General features: G+C 67.5%; 15 protein-coding genes and 1 pseudogene. 8 read left to right on the forward strand and 8 right to left on the reverse strand.

Annotation, left to right across the window (positions count from 1 at the left end; translation table 11 throughout):
• The first annotated feature begins 46 nt into the window (after window positions 1-46).
• The gene (locus QN239_RS14530) at window positions 47-1642 is read left to right on the forward strand and encodes an ATP-binding protein (RefSeq protein ID WP_499011325.1); all 1596 of its coding nucleotides are present in this window, start codon (window positions 47-49) and stop codon (window positions 1640-1642) included.
• Here QN239_RS14530 and QN239_RS14535 read toward each other — a convergent pair.
• From QN239_RS14535 to QN239_RS14545, 3 genes are read right to left on the reverse strand one after another with little or no spacing between them, the layout of a single operon-like run.
• A complete protein-coding gene (locus QN239_RS14535) occupies window positions 1632-1853 on the reverse strand; it encodes a DUF167 domain-containing protein (RefSeq protein WP_090364100.1) in 222 nt (73 codons plus the stop codon). The two genes, QN239_RS14530 and QN239_RS14535, sit on opposite strands and share 11 nt — an antisense overlap.
• 3 nt (window positions 1854-1856) lie before the next feature.
• Window positions 1857-3056 carry a lipid-transfer protein gene (locus QN239_RS14540; RefSeq protein ID WP_499011328.1) on the reverse strand — a complete coding sequence of 400 codons (1200 nt, stop codon included), beginning with the start codon at window positions 3054-3056 and terminating at the stop codon, window positions 1857-1859.
• A complete protein-coding gene (locus QN239_RS14545) occupies window positions 3053-3490 on the reverse strand; it encodes a Zn-ribbon domain-containing OB-fold protein (protein WP_090364103.1) in 438 nt (145 codons plus the stop codon). Before QN239_RS14545 ends, QN239_RS14540 begins: the two co-directional genes overlap by 4 nt.
• A gap of 182 nt (window positions 3491-3672) precedes the next feature.
• Between QN239_RS14545 and QN239_RS14550 the strand changes: the two genes are divergently transcribed.
• The gene (locus tag QN239_RS14550) at window positions 3673-4059 is read left to right on the forward strand and encodes a hypothetical protein (protein ID WP_499011332.1); all 387 of its coding nucleotides are present in this window, start codon (window positions 3673-3675) and stop codon (window positions 4057-4059) included.
• Between the two features lie 6 nt (window positions 4060-4065).
• Here QN239_RS14550 and QN239_RS14555 read toward each other — a convergent pair whose 3' ends face one another.
• Together QN239_RS14555 and QN239_RS14560 are read right to left on the reverse strand one after the other, a co-directional pair.
• A complete protein-coding gene (locus tag QN239_RS14555) occupies window positions 4066-4737 on the reverse strand; it encodes an alpha/beta fold hydrolase (protein WP_499011334.1) in 672 nt (223 codons plus the stop codon).
• Window positions 4734-5855: an FAD-dependent monooxygenase gene (locus QN239_RS14560; protein WP_499011337.1), complete on the reverse strand. Its 1122-nt coding sequence runs from the start codon at window positions 5853-5855 to the stop codon at window positions 4734-4736. Before QN239_RS14560 ends, QN239_RS14555 begins: the two co-directional genes overlap by 4 nt.
• A gap of 71 nt (window positions 5856-5926) precedes the next feature.
• On the opposite strand from QN239_RS14560, the pseudogene QN239_RS14565 reads away from it, so the two are divergent.
• Window positions 5927-6817: pseudogene (locus QN239_RS14565) on the forward strand (LysR family transcriptional regulator).
• Window positions 6818-6863: 46 nt separating this feature from the next.
• Entirely contained in the window at window positions 6864-9524 is a 2661-nt protein-coding gene (polA, locus tag QN239_RS14570) for a DNA polymerase I (RefSeq protein WP_499016784.1), read from the forward strand.
• Between the two features lie 40 nt (window positions 9525-9564).
• Here polA and QN239_RS14575 read toward each other — a convergent pair whose 3' ends face one another.
• Window positions 9565-10719 carry a PrsW family intramembrane metalloprotease gene (locus QN239_RS14575; protein ID WP_499011339.1) on the reverse strand — a complete coding sequence of 385 codons (1155 nt, stop codon included), beginning with the start codon at window positions 10717-10719 and terminating at the stop codon, window positions 9565-9567.
• Between the two features lie 151 nt (window positions 10720-10870).
• On the opposite strand from QN239_RS14575, the gene rpsA reads away from it, so the two are divergent.
• From rpsA to coaE, 3 genes are all read left to right on the forward strand, one after another.
• A complete protein-coding gene (gene rpsA / locus QN239_RS14580) occupies window positions 10871-12313 on the forward strand; it encodes a 30S ribosomal protein S1 (protein WP_090364112.1) in 1443 nt (480 codons plus the stop codon).
• 114 nt (window positions 12314-12427) lie between these two features.
• Window positions 12428-13660: a zinc metallochaperone AztD gene (gene aztD, locus QN239_RS14585; RefSeq protein ID WP_499011341.1), complete on the forward strand. Its 1233-nt coding sequence runs from the start codon at window positions 12428-12430 to the stop codon at window positions 13658-13660.
• A gap of 30 nt (window positions 13661-13690) precedes the next feature.
• Window positions 13691-14854, forward strand: a complete 1164-nt coding sequence (gene coaE / locus QN239_RS14590; RefSeq protein ID WP_499011343.1) for a dephospho-CoA kinase — start codon at window positions 13691-13693, stop codon at window positions 14852-14854.
• Between the two features lie 7 nt (window positions 14855-14861).
• Here coaE and QN239_RS14595 read toward each other — a convergent pair whose 3' ends face one another.
• Both QN239_RS14595 and QN239_RS14600 read right to left on the reverse strand, forming a co-directional pair.
• Complete coding sequence (locus QN239_RS14595; protein ID WP_499011345.1) at window positions 14862-15407, reverse strand: hypothetical protein; 546 nt, start codon at window positions 15405-15407, stop codon at window positions 14862-14864.
• Window positions 15408-15418: 11 nt separating this feature from the next.
• Complete coding sequence (locus tag QN239_RS14600; RefSeq protein ID WP_235683700.1) at window positions 15419-15922, reverse strand: ribonuclease FAU-1 family protein; 504 nt, start codon at window positions 15920-15922, stop codon at window positions 15419-15421.
• 80 nt (window positions 15923-16002) lie between these two features.
• Between QN239_RS14600 and uvrB the strand changes: the two genes are divergently transcribed.
• Window positions 16003-18174 carry an excinuclease ABC subunit UvrB gene (gene uvrB, locus QN239_RS14605; protein ID WP_499011348.1) on the forward strand — a complete coding sequence of 724 codons (2172 nt, stop codon included), beginning with the start codon at window positions 16003-16005 and terminating at the stop codon, window positions 18172-18174.
• The last annotated feature ends 5 nt before the right edge of the window (window positions 18175-18179 follow it).

The following is an 18179-nucleotide window of genomic DNA, read 5'->3' on the forward strand; positions in this document are numbered from 1 at the left end:
TCGAAAGCAATTGGCTCGCAAAATGTTCTAGCCACGGGGGTTTCGCATGTCGACTACCGTTCTGCCGACCGGCACGGTGACGCTGCTGATGGCCGATATCGAGGGGTCCACCCGGTCCTGGGAGGTGCAGCCAGAAGCGATGGCGGCCGCCATGTCGGGACTGGACCGTTCACTGTCCGAACTCGTCGACGCCCATCGCGGAGTGTGCCCGACGGCGCAGGGCGAGGGTGACAGCTTCGTCATCGCCTTCACCCGCGCCAGCGACGCGGTGGCATGCGCGCTCGCGCTGCAGCAGGCCGTGCTGGCGCCCATCCGCTTGCGGATAGGTCTGCACAGCGGGGAGATCCAGCTGCGCGACCAAAGCAATTACATGGGACAGACGATCAACCGCGCCGCCCGGCTGCGCGATATCGCGGTGGGTGGGCAAACGCTGATGTCCGGAACGACGTCCGACCTCGCGTGTGAGTCGTTGCCCGACGACGCCTGGCTGATAGACCTGGGCCGCCATCCGCTGCGCGACATCGCCCGCCCGGAGCGGGTATCGCAACTGTGCCACCCCAGCCTGAGCATCAACGTCCCGCCACTGCGCACCGACCGAGACGACGTACTCCACTGGCGCCCAGTCCAATTGACCTCCTTCGTGGGCAGATCGTGCGAACTCGTGGAGATCGCGAAGCTCTTGGCGGAGTGCCGGCTGCTCACCCTCACCGGCGCCGGTGGCGTCGGCAAGACGCGGCTCGCCGTGGAGGCCGCCGACCACGCGGCGGAGCTGTTCGAGGACGGGGTCCGGTGCGTGGAGCTTGCCGCGGTGACGGACCCGGACATGGTGCCGCAAGCCGTGGCACAGGCACTCGGGTTGTCCGATCCGCGCGGCCGCTGCGCCACCCCGGATATGTTGACGCGCACCATCGGTGACCGGCGCCTGCTCATGGTCGTGGACAACTGTGAACACCTGCTGGACGCCGGCGCGGCGCTGATCGGGGAGATCCTGCGGTCCTGCCCGAACGTCACCGTGCTGGCCACCAGCAGGGAGCCGCTGGCGGTCGGCGGCGAGCAGGTGTGGCGGGTGCCGTCGATGTCGCTCGATGACGACGCGATCGCGCTGTTCACCGAACGCGCGCAGCGCGCCCGCGCCGAGTTCGTCCTCGATACCCACACCACCGAGGTGGTGCGGGAGATCTGTCGCCGCCTCTATGGCATGCCCTTGGCCATCGAACTCGCGGCGTCGCGGGTCCGCGCGCTCACGCTGGATGAGATCATCGGCAGCCTGCACGACCGGTTCCGCCTGCTGACCGGCGGCTGCCGCACGGTGGCACGCCGCCAGCAGACCCTGAAGGCCTGTATCGACTGGTCCTACACGCTGCTCAACGAACACGAGAAGGCTGTTCTGCGGCGGGTTTCGGTGGTTCCGGGCGGATTCGATATGCACACCGCCCGCACGGTCGCCGTCGGTGGGGACGTGTGTGCCTTCCAGGTGGTCGACCTGCTCATGTCGCTGGTCGACAAATCGCTGCTGTCGGCCGAAACCCGTTGCGGGCGAACGCGCTACCGCCTCTCCGAGACGATGCGCCAGTACGCCCGTGACCGGCATGCCGAGACGGGGGAGCCGGACCTGCTCGGGGTGTCGCCGCTCAGGTGTTGACGCGGAACCGCTTGACCCGCGCCGTCGCGCCCGACACCAACTCAAGGCTGCTGCGCGGCACGCCCAGATGTGCCGCGAGCAGCTTGGTCACCGCCGCATTGGCTTTACCGTCCACCGCGCGTTCGGCGACGTAGATGGTCAACTCACCCTCGGCGCCGACCTCGACGAGCGGGCCCTTGCGGCTTCCTGGCTTGACCAGGACGGTGATCACTGGTTACCGCGCGACGATTACCGAGGAGCCGTGTCCGAACAGCCCTTGGTTGGCGGTCACTCCGACCTTGGCCCCTTCGACCTGCCTGCCGGTGGCTTGGCCCTTGAGCTGCCAGGTCAGCTCGCATACCTGCGCGATGGCCTGAGCGGGGATGGCCTCACCGAAGGAGGCCAGACCGCCGGAGGCGTTGACCGGGACCCGGCCGCCGAGGGTGGTGGCACCGCTGCGCAGCAGTGCTTCGGCTTCGCCCCTGGCGCACAGGCCCAGGTGTTCGTACCAGTCCAGTTCCAGTGCGGTGGACAGGTCGTACACCTCGGCCAGGTCCACGTCGCTGGGGCCTATCCCGGCTTCGGCGTAGGCGGCATCGAGGATCTGGTCCTTGAACACGCGTTCCGGTGCGGCGACCACGGCGGTCGAGTCGGTGGCGATATCGGGCAGTTCGGGCAGGTGCTGGGGGTAGCGCGGGGTGACGGTGCTGATCGCGCGGACCGACGGGACACCGGCGACCGAGCCGAGGTGTTTCTCGGCGAAGCTCTTGCTGGCCACGATCAGGGCGGCCGCGCCGTCGGAGGTGGCGCAGATGTCGAGCAGGCGCAGCGGGTCGGCTACGACCGGGCTGGCGAGTACATCCTCGACGGTGGCTTCCTTACGGAACCGGGCATTCGGGTTGCTCAGGCCGTGTTTGGCGTTCTTCACCTTGACCTGGGCGAAGTCCTCCAAAGTGGCGCCGTAGAGGTCCATCCGGCGCCGGGCCAGCAGCGCGAAGTACACCGGGTTGGAGGCGCCGATCAGGTGGAACCGCTGCCAGTCGGGGTCGTTCTTGCGCTCACCGCCGACCGGAGCGAACGCACCCTTGGGGGTGGTGTCGGCGCCGATCACGAGCGCGACATCGCAGAATCCGGCCAGGATGTGGGCGCGGGCGCTCTGCAGGGCTTGGGAGCCGCTGGCGCAGGCGGCGTAGCTGGAGGAGACGGGCACTCCGTTCCAGCCCAACTTCTGCGCGAACGTCGAGCCGGCGATGAAGCCGGGGTAGCCGTTGCGGATGGTGTCCGCGCCGGCGACCATCTGGATCTGGCGCCAGTCCAGGCCGGCTTCGGCCAGCGCGGCGCGGGCGGCGACGACGCCGTACTCCGTGAAGTCGTGGCCCCATTTGCCCCACGGGTGCATACCGGCGCCGAGGATGTACACGGGTTCCGGGGTCATGCGATTCTCCAGGCGTGGGTGATCCGCTCGACGCCCTCGGCGTCGGTGAACAGGACCATGGTGGTCAATTCCATCTCCATACCGACCTTCAGGTCGGCGGCCAGGGTGCCTTCGACCACTTTGCCCAGCACGATGAGGCCCTCATCGGCGAGTTCCACCGCGGCGATCGCGAACGGCTCGAACGGATCGGTGGCCGGGTACGGCGCCGGCGGTGCGTAGCGGTTCTCGGTGTAGCTCCAGACCTTGCCGCGCCGCGACAGCGGGACCTGCTCGAGCACGTCGCTGTCGCACGCCGGGTTGGGGCAGTTGTTGGCCCGCGGCGGGAAGACGTAGGTGGCGCACTGCGGGCACGTGGCCCCGATCAGGTGTGTGGCACCGGAGTCGTCGGTGGCGAACCACCCTTCGACGGCGGGCTCCGAGGATGCTGCTGGCACGAGCGTCAGACTACCCAGTTCGGGCGCAAAACTGAAACGTGTTGCAGTTCTGCTCGGGGTTCGATGCACGCAGGGCCCGCTTCGTCGAATTGGGATCGGTAGCGATCGCGGCGGCGTGTACTGACCGGGAACAGCGTTTCGCGGCGAGAACGCCCGGGGCCCGGACGAAGGGGAGCATCACGATGGGATTTTTCGACAAAGCCAAGGAAAAGGCGAAGGAAGCTGCCGCCGCCGCGCAGCAGGGCTGGGCTCAGCAGCAAGACGGCAGGGTGCACGTGAAGAACGCCGGACCGGTCGACCCGGCCATCTTCGGTGGGCCGTCCACCAAGTCGGTCGCAGCCGACGATCCGATCTGGGCCCCCATCAACGGGATCTCGCTTCAGGATTACGCCGACCTTGCGCGGGACGCGCAGGCGCGTGGGATCAAAGACGAAGCGGGCATGATCGCCCTGTCCGGGGAACGCGGCTGGGATCCGGCCGACACCAAGGCCGCGCTCGACGGCTGGGCGCAGCGGATGGGGCAGTCGATGGCCGTCGGTCAGCAGTTCCGCACGTTGCTCGGCTACTGACCTGGGCTAGTTGCGCGCCACCTCCAGCAGGATCCGCACCAGATCGTCGTGGTTGTCCCGCATCAGGTTGTGCGCGCCGTCCAGAGAATGCGTCCGCCACGCCGGATCTACACGTAAGCGCTCGAAGGTCGGTGCGAACGGCGACTCCGTCGGCCACCGCTGCGCGTAGACGAATTCGCGCCTGCGCAAGCCCGACAAGTCACCCTCCAGACGTATCGGCTGCAGCAGGGAGGCCAGGGGATGCGCGGTGGCGCGCTCGTCGAAGAACGGCAGCGGGGGCACACCGTATCCACTGGCATCCACGGCGCTGTACCACTGGCGCTGTTCGTCATTCGTCAGCGTCCAGCAGGATTCGCCGTCTCGCGGTACGAACGCGTCGAGGAACACCAGTGAATCGATCTGTGCGGCAGCGCGATCCGCGACCGCGGTGATCACCATGCCGCCGTAGCTGTGCCCGACCAGGACCGCATCGGACACCCGATGCGCGGTGAGTTCGGCCAGCACGTCGCTGATATGGGTGTCCAGGTTCACGCCGGCGTGCAGGAGGTGCGCCCGTTCTGCGATACCGGTCAGTGTGGGTGCCAGCACCCGGTGGCCCTGCTCGCGCAGGGCTCCCGCCAGGTCGTCGAAGCACCAGCCACCATGACAAGCGCCGGGGATCAGTACGAAGGTGGTCATCGGGAACTCCTGTCTGCGAAAGTCTTTCGCCGATAGTCCGCCGTCACCCGGGCCAGATCATCCGGTGAGCTGCGGTACATCTCGCGGTTGGCGTGTACCACGGCGGCGGTCTCCGGGAGCCGACGCGCCTCATAGCCGGTGAGGCCATGTCCGAGGGCGAGCGCATCGGCCAGCGCACGGGCATCGAGGATTGCCTGTGAGCCCCCGTTGGCGCCCACCGGATACATCGGGTGCGCGGCGTCACCGAGCAAGGTCACCCGGCGGGTGCCCCAGTGCGGCAACGGATCACGATCCACCATCGGATAGTGGAACACGGCATCGGAGGCGGTCACCAGCTTCTCGGTGTCCAGCCAGTCCAGCCGCCAGCCGCTCATCAGGGACGCCACTTCGGTGGGGTCGGCAAGGCTGTTCCAGCCGGTTTCCCCGGGCAGTGTCGCGGGGCCCGATTCGGCGACTTGCAGCACCCAGTTCACCAGTCCGCTGCCGATCGGATAGGTGATCAGCTCGACCCCGTCGGGGCCTTTGACGATCGCCATGGTGCGCGCGTCCAGGAACGCCGGCATGCGCGCCGCCCCGCGGAACATCCGCGCTCCCGACCACCGCATCGGATCCGGACCGGGATGCAACGTGGAGCGCACCGCCGAATGGATCCCGTCGGCGCCGATCAGGATGTCCGCGCCGAGTTCGCCGGCTTCCGTGTACACCGTGACACCGTCGGCAGATTCGGTGAAGCCGGCCACGGCCGCGCCGGTGCGCACCGCTTCCGGGCCCAGCCGGTCGACGACCGCGGCCAGCAGCAGCATCTGCAACCGCCCGCGGTGCACCGAGCACTGCGGGTAGCCGTAGCCGCCCTCGATGCCGCGGGGTTCCCGGAAGAGCAGCGTGCCGTCGTGGGTATAGAAGTCGATGGCGGCGGGGGTGGCCGCGATGGCACGCAGTTCGTCGCCGAGTCCGAGTTCGTGAAGCTCGCGCACCGCGTGGGGGAGCAGATTGATGCCGACGCCGAGGGCGCGCAGCTCGGCGGCCGACTCGAGGAGGGTCGAGTGGATGCCGTGCGAGTGCAGGGCCAGTGCCGTGCTGAGCCCGCCGATTCCTGCGCCGGCGATGAGGATATCCATCTCTCAAGAGTGCGCGGACCTGGTGCTATTCGTCCAATACCATCTCGCTACAGAAACTATAATCATTGCTTATGGAACTTCGGCAGCTGGAGTATTTCGTCGCGGTCGTCGAGGAGGCCAACTTCACCAGGGCCGCGCAGCGGATGCTGGTCGCGCAGCCGGCCGTCAGCGTCCAGATCGCCCGGCTGGAACGCGAGCTCGGGCAGACGCTGCTGGATCGGTCCCGCCGGGAGGTCCGACCGACCGCTGCGGGGGCCGCGGTGCTGCCCTTCGCCCGCGCCGCCCTGCGCGCGGTCCGCGAGGCGCGCACCGCCGTGGACGAGCTGACCCAGCTGGTCCACGGCGTCGTCACGATCGGCACTGTCACCTAGCACAATGTCGACATGCCGCGACTGCTCGCCGACTATCACCGGGCCCATCCCGGTGTGGAGATCCTGCTGTCCACCGACACGTCGGATGCGGTGATCGACGGCGTGCGTACCGGTCGCCTGGATGTGGCGATCGCGTCGGTCGGTGCGGACGAGACACCCGACGGGCTGGCGGTCCTGCCTACCACCGAGGAAGCTCTCGTCGCCCTGGTGGGCGCCGACGACCCGTGGGCCCGCCGCCGCGAGATCGGCTTGGCGGCCCTGGCGGACCGACCCCTGATCTCGCTGCCGATGGGTGCGGGCATCCGGCGCCAGTTCGACCGCGCCTGCGTGGCGGCGGGGGTGACGCCCCGGGTGGCATTCGAGGCGGCCACCCCCGAGGCGCTGGCCGATCTGGCCGCCCGCGGGCTGGGTGTGGCGATCGTGCCCCACTCGCTGGCGCGGGCCCGCGGCGATGTGCACGCCATGGCGATCGTGCCGCAGCTCCGCGGGCGCCTGGTGTTGACCTGGCGGGCCGAGGGTCCGGTCAGCCCGGCGGCCCGGGCCCTCGTGCAGATGGCCCGGGAACAGTTGCGCGTCGGTGGCGGTGAATAGAGTGAACGCCGTGAGCTCAACCGCGACGGACACCAAACCCACCCTGATGCTGCTGGACGGCAACTCACTGGCGTTCCGCGCGTTCTATGCGCTACCTGCCGAGAACTTCAAGACCCAGGGCGGGCTCACCACCAACGCCGTGTACGGGTTCACTGCCATGCTGATCAACCTGCTGCGAGATGAGCAGCCCAGCCACGTGGCCGCCGCGTTCGATGTGTCGCGCCAGACCTTCCGTAAGGAGAAATACCCGGAGTACAAGGAGGGCCGCTCGGCGACCCCCGACGAGTTCCGGGGGCAGATCGACATCACCAAAGAGGTGCTGAACGCACTCGGCATCACAGTGCTGGCCGAGGAAGGTTTCGAGGCCGACGACATCATCGCCACCCTGGCCACCCAGGCCCAGGATGCCGGCTACCGGGTGCTGGTGGTCACTGGGGACCGCGACTCGCTGCAGTTGGTCAGCGAGGACGTCACGGTGCTCTACCCCGTCAAGGGTGTGAGCGAGCTGACCCGGTTCACCCCGGACGCCGTCCAGACCAAGTACGGTCTCACGCCCGCCCAGTACCCGGACTTCGCCGCGTTGCGGGGCGACCCGAGCGATAACCTGCCCGGCATCCCCGGGGTGGGCGAGAAGACCGCCACCAAGTGGATCGTCGAGCACGGCTCCCTGCAGACGCTGGTGGACAATGTCGACCAGGTCAAGGGCAAAGTCGGTGATGCGTTGCGGGCCAATCTGTCCCACGTCATCCTCAACCGTGAACTGACCGAACTGGTCAAGAATGTGCCGCTGCCGCACACGCCCGACACCTTGCGGATGCTGCCGTGGGACCGCGACCACATCCACCGCCTGTTCGACGACCTGGAATTCCGGGTGCTGCGCGACCGGTTGTTCGACACCCTCGCATCGGCCGATCCCGAGGTCGATCAGGGCTTCGATGTCCGCGGGGGTGCGCTGGTGCCGGGTGAACTCGCGGCCTGGCTGTCCGAGCACAGTCTCGGCGATCGGTTCGGCCTGGCGGTGGTCGGTACGCATAAGGCCTTCGACTCGGACGCGACCGCACTGGCCATCGTGGCCAACGACGGCGACGGGCGCTATATCGACACCACCACCCTGCACCCCGACGACGAGGCTGCCCTGGCTTCGTGGCTCGCCGACCCCGGCCCGCCCAAGGCGCTCCACGAGGCCAAACTGGCCATGCACGACCTGGCGGGGCGCGGCTGGAAGCTTGCCGGCGTCACCTCCGACACCGCGCTGGCGGCCTATCTGGTGCGGCCCGGCCAGCGCAGCTTCTCACTCGATGATCTGTCGTTGCGGTATCTGAAGCGCGAGTTGCGCGCGGAAGACACTGGACAGCAGCAACTTTCGCTGCTCGACGACAATGACGGTGTCGACGAACAGGCGGTCCAGGCCGTGCTGCTGCGGGCCGGCGCGGTGATGGACCTCGCCGACGCGCTCGATGAGGAGCTGGCCCGCATCGACTCGTCGTCGCTGCTGGACCGGATGGAATTACCGGTGCAGCGCGTGCTGGCGGAGTTGGAGTCCACCGGCATCGCCGTCGACACCGCCCATCTGCAGGAGCTGCAGAGTGAGTTCGGCGACCAGATCCGCAACGCCGCCGAGGCCGCTTACGGCGTCATCGGCAAGCAGATCAATCTCGGCTCGCCCAAGCAGCTGCAGGTCGTCCTGTTCGACGAGCTGGAGATGCCGAAGACCAAGAAGACCAAGACCGGCTACACCACCGACGCCGACGCGCTGCAGACGCTCTTCGACAAGACCGGTCACCCTTTCCTGCAGCACCTGTTGGCCCACCGGGACGCCACCCGGTTGAAGGTCACCGTCGACGGCCTGCTGGCAGCGACGGCCGCGGACGGCCGGATTCACACCACGTTCAACCAGACCATCGCGGCGACGGGCCGGCTCTCCTCGACCGAACCCAACCTGCAGAACATCCCGATCCGCACCGAGGCCGGCCGGCGCATCCGCGACGGTTTCGTCGTGGGCGCAGGCTATGCCGAGCTGATGACGGCCGACTACAGCCAGATCGAGATGCGCATCATGGCGCACCTGTCCCGCGACGAGGGCCTCATCGAGGCGTTCAACACCGGCGAGGATCTGCACTCGTTCGTGGCGTCCCGAGCGTTCGACGTGCCGATCGGCGAGGTCAACCCCGAGCTGCGGCGCCGGGTGAAGGCGATGTCTTACGGCTTGGCCTACGGGCTGAGCGCCTACGGTCTGTCGGCCCAGCTGAAGATCAGCACCGAAGAGGCCAAGAATCAGATGGAGCAGTACTTCGACCGCTTCGGCGGGATCCGGGACTACCTGCGCGACGTCGTCGACCAGGCCCGCAAAGACGGTTACACCTCAACGGTTCTCGGCCGCCGTCGGTATCTGCCCGAACTGGACAGCAGCAACCGCAACGTCCGCGAGGCCGCCGAACGGGCCGCGCTCAACGCCCCGATCCAGGGCAGCGCCGCCGACATCATCAAGGTGGCGATGATCAACGTCGACGAGGCGATCAAATCCGCCGGCCTGCGCTCCCGGATGCTGCTGCAGGTGCACGACGAGTTGCTGTTCGAGGTGGCCGAGGGGGAGCGCGGCACTCTCGAAGCGCTGGTGCGCGAACACATGGGCAATGCCTACCCGCTCGATGTGCCGCTGGAGGTGTCGGTCGGGTACGGGCGTAGTTGGGACACCGCGGCGCACTAGCGCCGCGCGTCGGCCCAGCGGCGCACTAGCGACGCATTGGTCAGTGCACCCGGTAGTGCGTCAGCCAACCCAGCGCCGGCGCGGAAGCCCGGGCCGCGTGCACCCAGTAGGCCTCCTCGTGGAGCAGAGCCTGCACCCTGGCGTCACCGAACCCGCGGTCGATCCGATCCCGGACGAAGGCCAGCTCGACCACCTGGGCCGCGAAGTCCCGTACCGCCTTGCCGTCCTGCTTGCCGCTGTGCCGGGTGACTTCGGCGATGGCCTGCTTGCGGGTGCGGATCGAGTCCAGCCAGCTCGCCTCGTTCGCGGTGATCAGCCCTGCGGACACCATTCCGGGCAACTTCTCGGCGACGATGCGCTGCTCCCGCTTGCGGCTGTACACGCCCAGCGCGATCGCCAGCGTGAAGATCGGCACCATCCACAGTGCGTACACCGCGAAGTACGTCCCGATACCCAGCAGGGACGAGCCGTTCCACAACATGTGCATGAGGACGGCGGCGACGTAGCCGAGGCCGATGCACGCCGCTTTGGCGATCGCGGAGCGCTGTGTGAGGGCGAAGTACACACCGATACCGGTGAACGTGGTGAACAGCGAATGCGCGAACGGGGCCATCACCAGGCGTAACGCGGCGGTCAGCAGCGATCCCGCGACCGATTCGCCGTTGGCGATGTAGAGGATGTCTTCCAGCCACGCGAAACCCGCGCCCACCAGCCCGGCGTACACCAGGCAGTCCGTCAGCGAGTTCAGCTCGTTGCGGCGCCGCCCGGTCATCATGACCAGCAGGAACAAACCTTTGGCCGCCTCTTCGATGAGCGGCGCACGGATCGCGGTGGATTCGAAGCCCTCCGGCAGGCCCGCGACGGGGGCGAATGCCGAGTCGAACCACAGCTCGACGATCAGCGACACCACGATCGCCAGCGACGCGCCCCAGATGAAGGCCAGGTGCAGCAGTCGCGGTGGCTCCGGTTCCCAGCGGTCCAGCCACAGGTAACTCAGCACCACGACGGCGATGGCCAGCGTGGACAGCACGAATCCGATCGCGGCGCCGACTGGATTGGTCAGTGTGAGCAGGATGATCAACAGCCCGGTCACGGCACCCAGGCCGATCAGCACGGCCAGCGGCGCACCGACTTTGCGGACTCGGCGGGGCCACGGCGGGATGTGTGGATGCGGCGGTTGCGCTGCGGGATGCACGACAGCAGGTTAACCGGGTTTGGCCTGCGTGCACCCGGTCGAGTACCCTTTGAACGTACCTGTGTGTCCTGTGGGTTCGGCGGATGCGGCGGGTACGCAAAAATCAATCGTTCTGTCCCTTCTAGTAAACCTGTCCGGAGCAACCCACCACATGCCAAGTCCCTCCATCACCTCGCCGCAAGTAGCCATCAACGACATTGGCTCGGCCGAGGACTTTCTCGCCGCGATCGACAAGACCATCAAGTACTTCAACGATGGCGACATCGTCGAAGGGACCATCGTCAAGGTGGACCGCGATGAGGTTCTGCTCGACATCGGCTACAAGACCGAAGGTGTCATTCCTTCTCGCGAACTTTCCATCAAGCACGACGTCGACCCCAATGAGGTCGTTTCCGTGGGCGATGAGGTCGAAGCCCTCGTTCTCACCAAGGAGGACAAGGAAGGCCGCCTGATCCTGTCCAAGAAGCGGGCTCAGTACGAGCGCGCTTGGGGCACCATCGAGGAGCTCAAGGAGAAGGACGAGGCCGTCAAGGGCACCGTCATCGAGGTCGTCAAGGGCGGCCTGATCCTCGACATCGGCCTGCGTGGCTTCCTGCCCGCCTCCCTGGTCGAGATGCGTCGTGTCCGCGATCTGCAGCCGTACATCGGCAAGGAGATCGAGGCCAAGATCATCGAGCTGGACAAGAACCGCAACAATGTGGTGCTGAGCCGCCGCGCCTGGCTGGAGCAGACCCAGTCCGAGGTGCGCAGCGAGTTCCTCAACCAGCTCACCAAGGGCGCCATCCGCAAGGGTGTCGTGTCCTCGATCGTCAACTTCGGCGCGTTCGTCGATCTCGGCGGCGTCGACGGCCTGGTGCACGTCTCCGAGCTGTCCTGGAAGCACATCGATCACCCGTCCGAGGTCGTCACCGTGGGTGACGAGGTCACCGTCGAGGTCCTCGACGTCGACATGGATCGCGAGCGGGTTTCGCTGTCGCTCAAGGCGACTCAGGAAGATCCGTGGCGCCACTTCGCCCGTACGCACGCCATCGGCCAGATCGTGCCGGGCAAGGTCACCAAGCTGGTGCCGTTCGGTGCGTTCGTCCGCGTCGAAGAGGGCATCGAGGGTCTGGTGCACATCTCGGAGCTGTCCGAGCGCCACGTCGAGGTCCCGGACCAGGTGGTCCAGGTCGGCGACGACGCGATGGTCAAGGTCATCGACATCGACCTGGAGCGTCGCCGGATCTCGCTGAGCCTCAAGCAGGCCAACGAGGACTACACCGAGGAGTTCGACCCCTCGAAGTACGGTATGGCCGACAGCTACGACGAGCAGGGGAACTACATCTTCCCCGAGGGCTTCGACGCCGACACCAACGAGTGGCTCGACGGCTTCGACAAGCAGCGCACCGAGTGGGAAGCCCGGTACGCCGAGGCCGAGCGCCGGCACAAGATGCACACCGCGCAGATGGAGAAGTTCGCGGCCGCCGAGGCCGAGGAGGCGGCACGCCCGTCCACCTCGAGCAGCTCGTCGCGTTCGGAGGAATCCACCGGTGGCTCGCTGGCCAGCGACGCTCAGCTCGCCGCGCTTCGCGAGAAGCTCGCGGGCAACGCGTAACAGATCGTCTGAGAAGAACTCCCCGGCTCACCTCGAGCCGGGGAGTTTTTCGTTGCGGCACATGCACGTATCGCTTCTTGACAATCATTTTCAACAACTGTTTGACTCGCCGGCATGTCGACGACGAAGCGAGTTCTTGCCGTGCTGTCCGTGTCCGTGCTGACCGCCGGCTGCGGCGAGTCCGGCACCGAAGCGGTATCCACCGAGGCGGCGACCACCACACGCACGGCGGTCAAGCCGACCGAACAAGCCTCACCCACACCGCGTCTGGCGTTGAGCTATGACGGCGGCCTGCTGGTGCTGGACGCCGAATCGCTGCAGCAGATCGCCGATATCCCGGTCGACGGCTTCGTCCGGTTGAACTCCGCCGCCAACGGCCGCCACGTCCTGGTCTCGCAGTCCGACGGTTTCGCCGTTCTGGACATGGGCACCTGGACCGCCCGCCACGGCGACCACCTGCATCACTACACGGCACCTCCCGCGCTGACGGATATCCGCTTCGGCGGTGCCGAGCCTGGGCATGTGGTCGCACATGACGGCATGCTCACCCTGTTCAGCGACGGCACCGGGGCCGTCGACGTGGTGGACCCGGCGAAACTGCTCAAGGGGGACACCACCGCGCGCAGCGCCACCGTGACCGCACCTCATCACGGTGTCGCCGTGGCACGCGCCGACGGCACCATCGTGGTCAGTGTCGGAGACAGTGAAACCCGTTCCGGCGCTGTCATTCTCGACGGCACCGGTGTCCCCGTCGCCACCAATGAGACCTGCCCGGGGCTACACGGTGAGGCGGCCGCCGCCGGCGGGACGCTGACCTTCGGCTGCCAGGACGGCATCCTCATCGTGCGCGGCAACGATATCCGCAAGGTGGCCAGCCCCGACCCTTACGGCCGCATCGGCAACCAGGCCGGCAGCGACCTGTCACCGGTGGTGCTCGGCGACTACAAGACCGACCCGGACGCCGACCTCGAGCGGCCACGCCGGTTCACCCTCACCGACACCGCGACCGGGGCCCTGCGGGTGGTGCCCATCGACGCCAGCTACAGCTTCCGGTCCCTGGACCGCGGACCCAAGGGCGAGGCCGTCATTCTGGGCACCGACGGGCACCTGCACGTCTTCGATCCGGTGACGGCCCAGCGCACCGCGCACATCGCCGCCATCGACGCCTGGACCGAGCCCGACGAGTGGCAGTCGCCCATGCCCAATCTGCACATCCAGGACGGTGTCGCCTACGTCAGCGACCCGGCAGCCCAGCGTCTGGTGGCGATCGACCTGTCCGACGGTGCGACGGTGGCGCAGACGCAGGTGGCGCATCCGACGGTGGAGTTGACCGGCGTCGGCGGCTGAGCCCCGATCACACCCTGACAGACTGGGGCGGTGCTAAGGATTGGATTGACCGGGGGAATCGGTGCCGGCAAGTCGACGGTGTCCTCGACATTCAGTGAACTCGGCGGGATCGTCGTGGACGGCGACGTCATCGCCCGGGAGGTCGTCGAACCGGGCACCGACGGACTGGCGCGGCTGGTCGAGGCGTTCGGCGCGGACATCCTGCAGCCGGACGGCGCGCTGAACCGGCCCGCCCTGGCGGCGGTGGCGTTCAGTGACGACGAGAAGCGCCAAACCCTGAATGGCATCGTGCATCCGCTGGTGGCGCACCGCCGCTCCGAACTGATCGCCGCGGCCTCCGAAGACGCCGTGATCGTCGAGGACATCCCGCTGTTGGTGGAGTCCCAGATGGCGCCGATGTTTCCACTGGTGATCGTGGTGAACGCCGACCCTGAACTCCGCGTCGCACGGCTCATCGAGTACCGCGGTTTCACCGAGGCCGATGCACGGGCCAGGATCGCCGCCCAGGCCACCGAGGAGCAGCGCCGGGCCGTCGCCGATGTGTGGCTGGACAACTCCGGGTCGTCGGGCGAGTTGGTCGAAAAGGCAAGGGGGCTTTGGCATGAGCGCATCCTGCCGTTCGCGCACAACCTGAAGGCCGGCTCACCCGCAGCCCGCGACCACGCCGTCGTGCCCTATGACCCCACGTGGCCGGAGCAGGCGCAGCGGATCACGGCCCGGCTTCGCACGGCGTGCGGACACCGGGCGGTGCGGATCGATCACATCGGCTCCACCGCGGTACCGGGGATGGACGGCAAGGACGTGATCGACATCCAGATCACCATCGCCGCGCCGGAAGTGGCCGACGAACTGATCGAACCACTACTGGCAGCCGGTTATCCGCGGGTCGCGTCGGCCACCGCGGACACCGCGCATTCCGGTGATCCCGCGTTGTGGCACAAGCGGTTTCACGCCTCAGCGGACCCCGGGCGACCCACCAATGTGCACATCCGGGTGCAGGGCCGTCCCAACCAGCAGTTCGCGCTGCTGTTCGTGGACTGGCTCAAGGCCAACCCCGGGGTGCAGGCCGACTACCTGGCGGCCAAGCGTGCCGCGCAGGCCACCGCCGACTACGCACACGCCAAGGAGCCGTGGTTCCTGGACAACTACCGGCGGGCCCGGCTGTGGGCCGACAGCATCGGCTGGCGGTCCTGACCCGGGCCTATTCGGGCGGAGCCGGGACCGTCGTGGGTGCCGGCGCCGGGAGCTGACCGGCGGCCGGGACGTCCAGCGGCGCACCGCACTGCAGCGTGCCGTACAGCGGATCGTCTTTGACGCGGAACACCCGCGGCGCGATGAACTGATCGGCCTGCGCGACGGTCTGGTCGTCGACCAGGATCTCGCAGTGCAGATTGGACCCGTACGGCCACTGGATGGTCAGCTCCATCCCGGCCAGCTTCGGATCCGACATCACGGTGTTGATCTCGAACGTCTGCCCGGGCAGCAGCGTCGGTTGCTCACTGTTGATGTTGTGGTCGTCGGCCTTGTAGGCCACGGTCGCGCCGCGTGACGTGCCGTCGGCCCTGGCCTTGTAGGTGATGTTGTGCAGCAGCCCGGGGGCCGAGGCCGGGTCCGTCGCCTGCGTGGGAATCGGGGGCTGCGGTGCGGGCTCCGGGTCGGCGGCCGCGACGGCCGGTATCAGCTGCCCTGCACACAGCAATGCGGCCGAGAGGGCCGCCGCCAGTCCTGCGCGCCTGGTAACACTCATAACGCCAGACATTACGCCCGCCAGGTCAGCGGCATATCCCGACCGGTCAGCCAGCGCTCCAGGTCGTAATCGTGGCGGGCCAGCGCGTCCACCGCCGTCAGCGCGGTCCGGATGGCCTGCTCGGCGGCGTGCGCGTCCAGCAGCCCATGCGCCACGGCGGCCACCAACTCGTCGATATCCGCCACGGCGGCGTCCTTGCCGGTGCGCACCACGACATCCAGGTAGTGGTCCTCCGCCTCCCAGACATCCGCGCCGGCGGTATACCGGCCGACGTCGAGGTAGAAGTCCTGGTCGCGCTCGAAGCCCGGGTTGAAATGGAAGATCGTCGCCCGCAGCCCGAGGGCCGGCAGCAGCCAGGACTCCAGATAGTGGAACTGGGCCCGGCCGGGCGTGGGCCGGGCCATGTAGAGACCCCACGGCTGCACCGTGTAGACGTCCACCGCCCGGACGATTCCCTTGGGATCGGTGTTGGTGCGGGCGAGTAGGTCGAAGATCTCGCGTTTGGGCGGGTGGATGGCCTGCACCGCGTCACGGTAACCCAGCGCGGCTCAGGTGGGGAATGAAGTTGTCGGTGTTCGCGCTTAACCTGGTGACCATGGCTTTCGCTACCGAACATCCCGTACTGGCGCATTCGCAGTACCGGCCTGCCGCCGACGCCGTGGATGGCATCGTGCGCGCCGGCGGTGCGTTCGAGGTGGTCAGCGAGTATCAGCCGGCCGGTGACCAGCCGGCTGCCATCGATGACCTGGAGCGCAGAGTCAGGGCGGGGGAGCGTGACGTCGTGCTGCTCGGCGCCACCGGTACCGGCAAATCGGCGACCACGGCGTGGCTCATCGAACGGCTGCAGCGGCCCACCCTGGTGATGGCGCCGAACAAGACCCTGGCCGCGCAGCTGGCCAATGAACTGCGGGAGATGTTGCCGCACAACGCTGTCGAGTACTTCGTGTCGTACTACGACTACTACCAGCCCGAAGCGTATATCGCGCAGACGGACACCTACATCGAGAAGGACAGCTCGATCAACGACGATGTCGAGCGGCTGCGGCACTCGGCGACGTCGAGCCTGCTCTCGCGCCGCGACGTGGTCGTGGTCGCCTCGGTGTCCTGCATCTACGGCCTGGGTACCCCGCAGTCCTATCTGGACCGCTCGGTGGAGCTCAAGGTCGGCGACGACGTGCCCCGCGACGGCCTGCTGCGGCTACTGGTGGACGTCCAGTACGACCGCAACGACATCGCGTTCACCCGCGGCTCCTTCAGGGTGCGGGGTGACACGGTTGAGATCATCCCGGCTTACGAGGAACTCGCGATCCGCATCGAGTTCTTCGGCGACGAGGTCGAAGCGCTGTACTACCTGCACCCGCTGACCGGTGACGTGGTGCGCCAGGTCGACTCGGTGCGTATCTTCCCGGCCACCCACTACGTGGCGGGCCCGGATCGGATGGCCACCGCGATCTCCAGCATCGAGGCCGAACTCGAGGACCGGCTGGCCGAACTGGAGGGCCAGGGCAAGCTGCTGGAGGCCCAGCGGCTGCGCATGCGCACCAACTACGACCTGGAGATGATGAAGCAGGTCGGGTTCTGTTCCGGCATCGAGAACTACTCCCGCCACATCGACGGCCGCGGCGCGGGAACGGCGCCGGCCACGCTGATCGACTATTTCCCGGAGGACTTCCTGCTGGTCATCGACGAATCGCACGTCACGGTGCCGCAGATCGGCGGCATGTACGAGGGCGATATGTCGCGTAAGCGCAATCTGGTGGACTTCGGGTTCCGGCTGCCCTCGGCCGTCGACAACCGTCCGCTGACGTGGGAGGAGTTCGCCGAACGCATCGGTCAGACGGTCTATCTGTCGGCGACGCCGGGCAACTACGAGATGGCGCAGGCCGGTGGTGAGTTCGTCGAGCAGGTGATCCGCCCGACCGGGCTGGTCGATCCGCAGGTGCACGTCAAGCCCACCAAGGGCCAGATCGACGATCTGATCGGCGAGATTCGGCTGCGCACCGAACGCGATGAGCGGGTGCTGGTCACCACGCTGACCAAGAAGATGGCCGAGGATCTCACCGACTATCTGCTGGAGATGGGTATCCGGGTGCGGTACCTGCACTCCGAGGTGGACACGTTGCGCCGGGTCGAACTGTTGCGACAACTGCGTCTCGGCGAGTACGACGTGTTGGTGGGTATCAACCTGCTCCGCGAGGGTCTGGACCTGCCCGAGGTGTCGCTGGTGGCCATCCTCGACGCCGACAAGGAAGGGTTCCTGCGGTCCCCGCGCAGCCTCATCCAGACCATCGGCCGGGCGGCGCGCAACGTGTCCGGCGAGGTGCACATGTACGCCGACAAGATCACCGACTCGATGAAGCAGGCGATCGAGGAGACCGAGCGGCGCCGGGCCAAACAGATCGCCTACAACGAGGCGCACGGGATCGATCCGCAGCCACTGCGCAAGAAGATCGCCGACATCCTCGACCAGGTGTACCGCGAAGCGGATGACACCGAGTCGGTGCAGGTCGGCGGATCGGGCCGGAACGCTTCCCGTGGGCGCCGCGCGCAGGGCGAACCCGGGCGGGCCGTCAGCGCGGGCATCATCGAGGGCCGCGACACCGCGAATATGCCTCGGGCCGAGCTGGCCGACCTGATCAAGGACCTCACCGAGCAGATGATGACGGCGGCCCGGGATCTGCAGTTCGAGTTGGCCGCGCGTATCCGCGACGAGATTCAGGATCTGAAGAAGGAGTTGCGCGGGATGGACGCGGCCGGGCTGAAATGAGCTTC

This window comes from Mycolicibacterium sp. Y3 (assembly GCF_051188035.1).
Lineage (GTDB): Bacteria > Actinomycetota > Actinomycetes > Mycobacteriales > Mycobacteriaceae > Mycobacterium > Mycobacterium fluoranthenivorans.

Excerpts from the sequence above, each read along its gene's own strand:
- QN239_RS14530 (WP_499011325.1), top strand. The coding sequence starts at position 47 with ATGTCGACTACCGTTCTGCCGACCGGCACGGTGACGCTGCTGATGGCC.
- QN239_RS14540 (WP_499011328.1), bottom strand. The coding sequence starts at position 3,056 with ATGACCCCGGAACCCGTGTACATCCTCGGCGCCGGTATGCACCCGTGG.
- QN239_RS14550 (WP_499011332.1), top strand. The coding sequence starts at position 3,673 with ATGGGATTTTTCGACAAAGCCAAGGAAAAGGCGAAGGAAGCTGCCGCC.
- QN239_RS14555 (WP_499011334.1), bottom strand. The coding sequence starts at position 4,737 with ATGACCACCTTCGTACTGATCCCCGGCGCTTGTCATGGTGGCTGGTGC.
- QN239_RS14560 (WP_499011337.1), bottom strand. The coding sequence starts at position 5,855 with ATGGATATCCTCATCGCCGGCGCAGGAATCGGCGGGCTCAGCACGGCA.
- polA (WP_499016784.1), top strand. The coding sequence starts at position 6,864 with ATGCTGCTGGACGGCAACTCACTGGCGTTCCGCGCGTTCTATGCGCTA.
- rpsA (WP_090364112.1), top strand. The coding sequence starts at position 10,871 with ATGCCAAGTCCCTCCATCACCTCGCCGCAAGTAGCCATCAACGACATT.
- aztD (WP_499011341.1), top strand. The coding sequence starts at position 12,428 with ATGTCGACGACGAAGCGAGTTCTTGCCGTGCTGTCCGTGTCCGTGCTG.
- QN239_RS14595 (WP_499011345.1), bottom strand. The coding sequence starts at position 15,407 with ATGAGTGTTACCAGGCGCGCAGGACTGGCGGCGGCCCTCTCGGCCGCA.
- uvrB (WP_499011348.1), top strand. The coding sequence starts at position 16,003 with ATGGCTTTCGCTACCGAACATCCCGTACTGGCGCATTCGCAGTACCGG.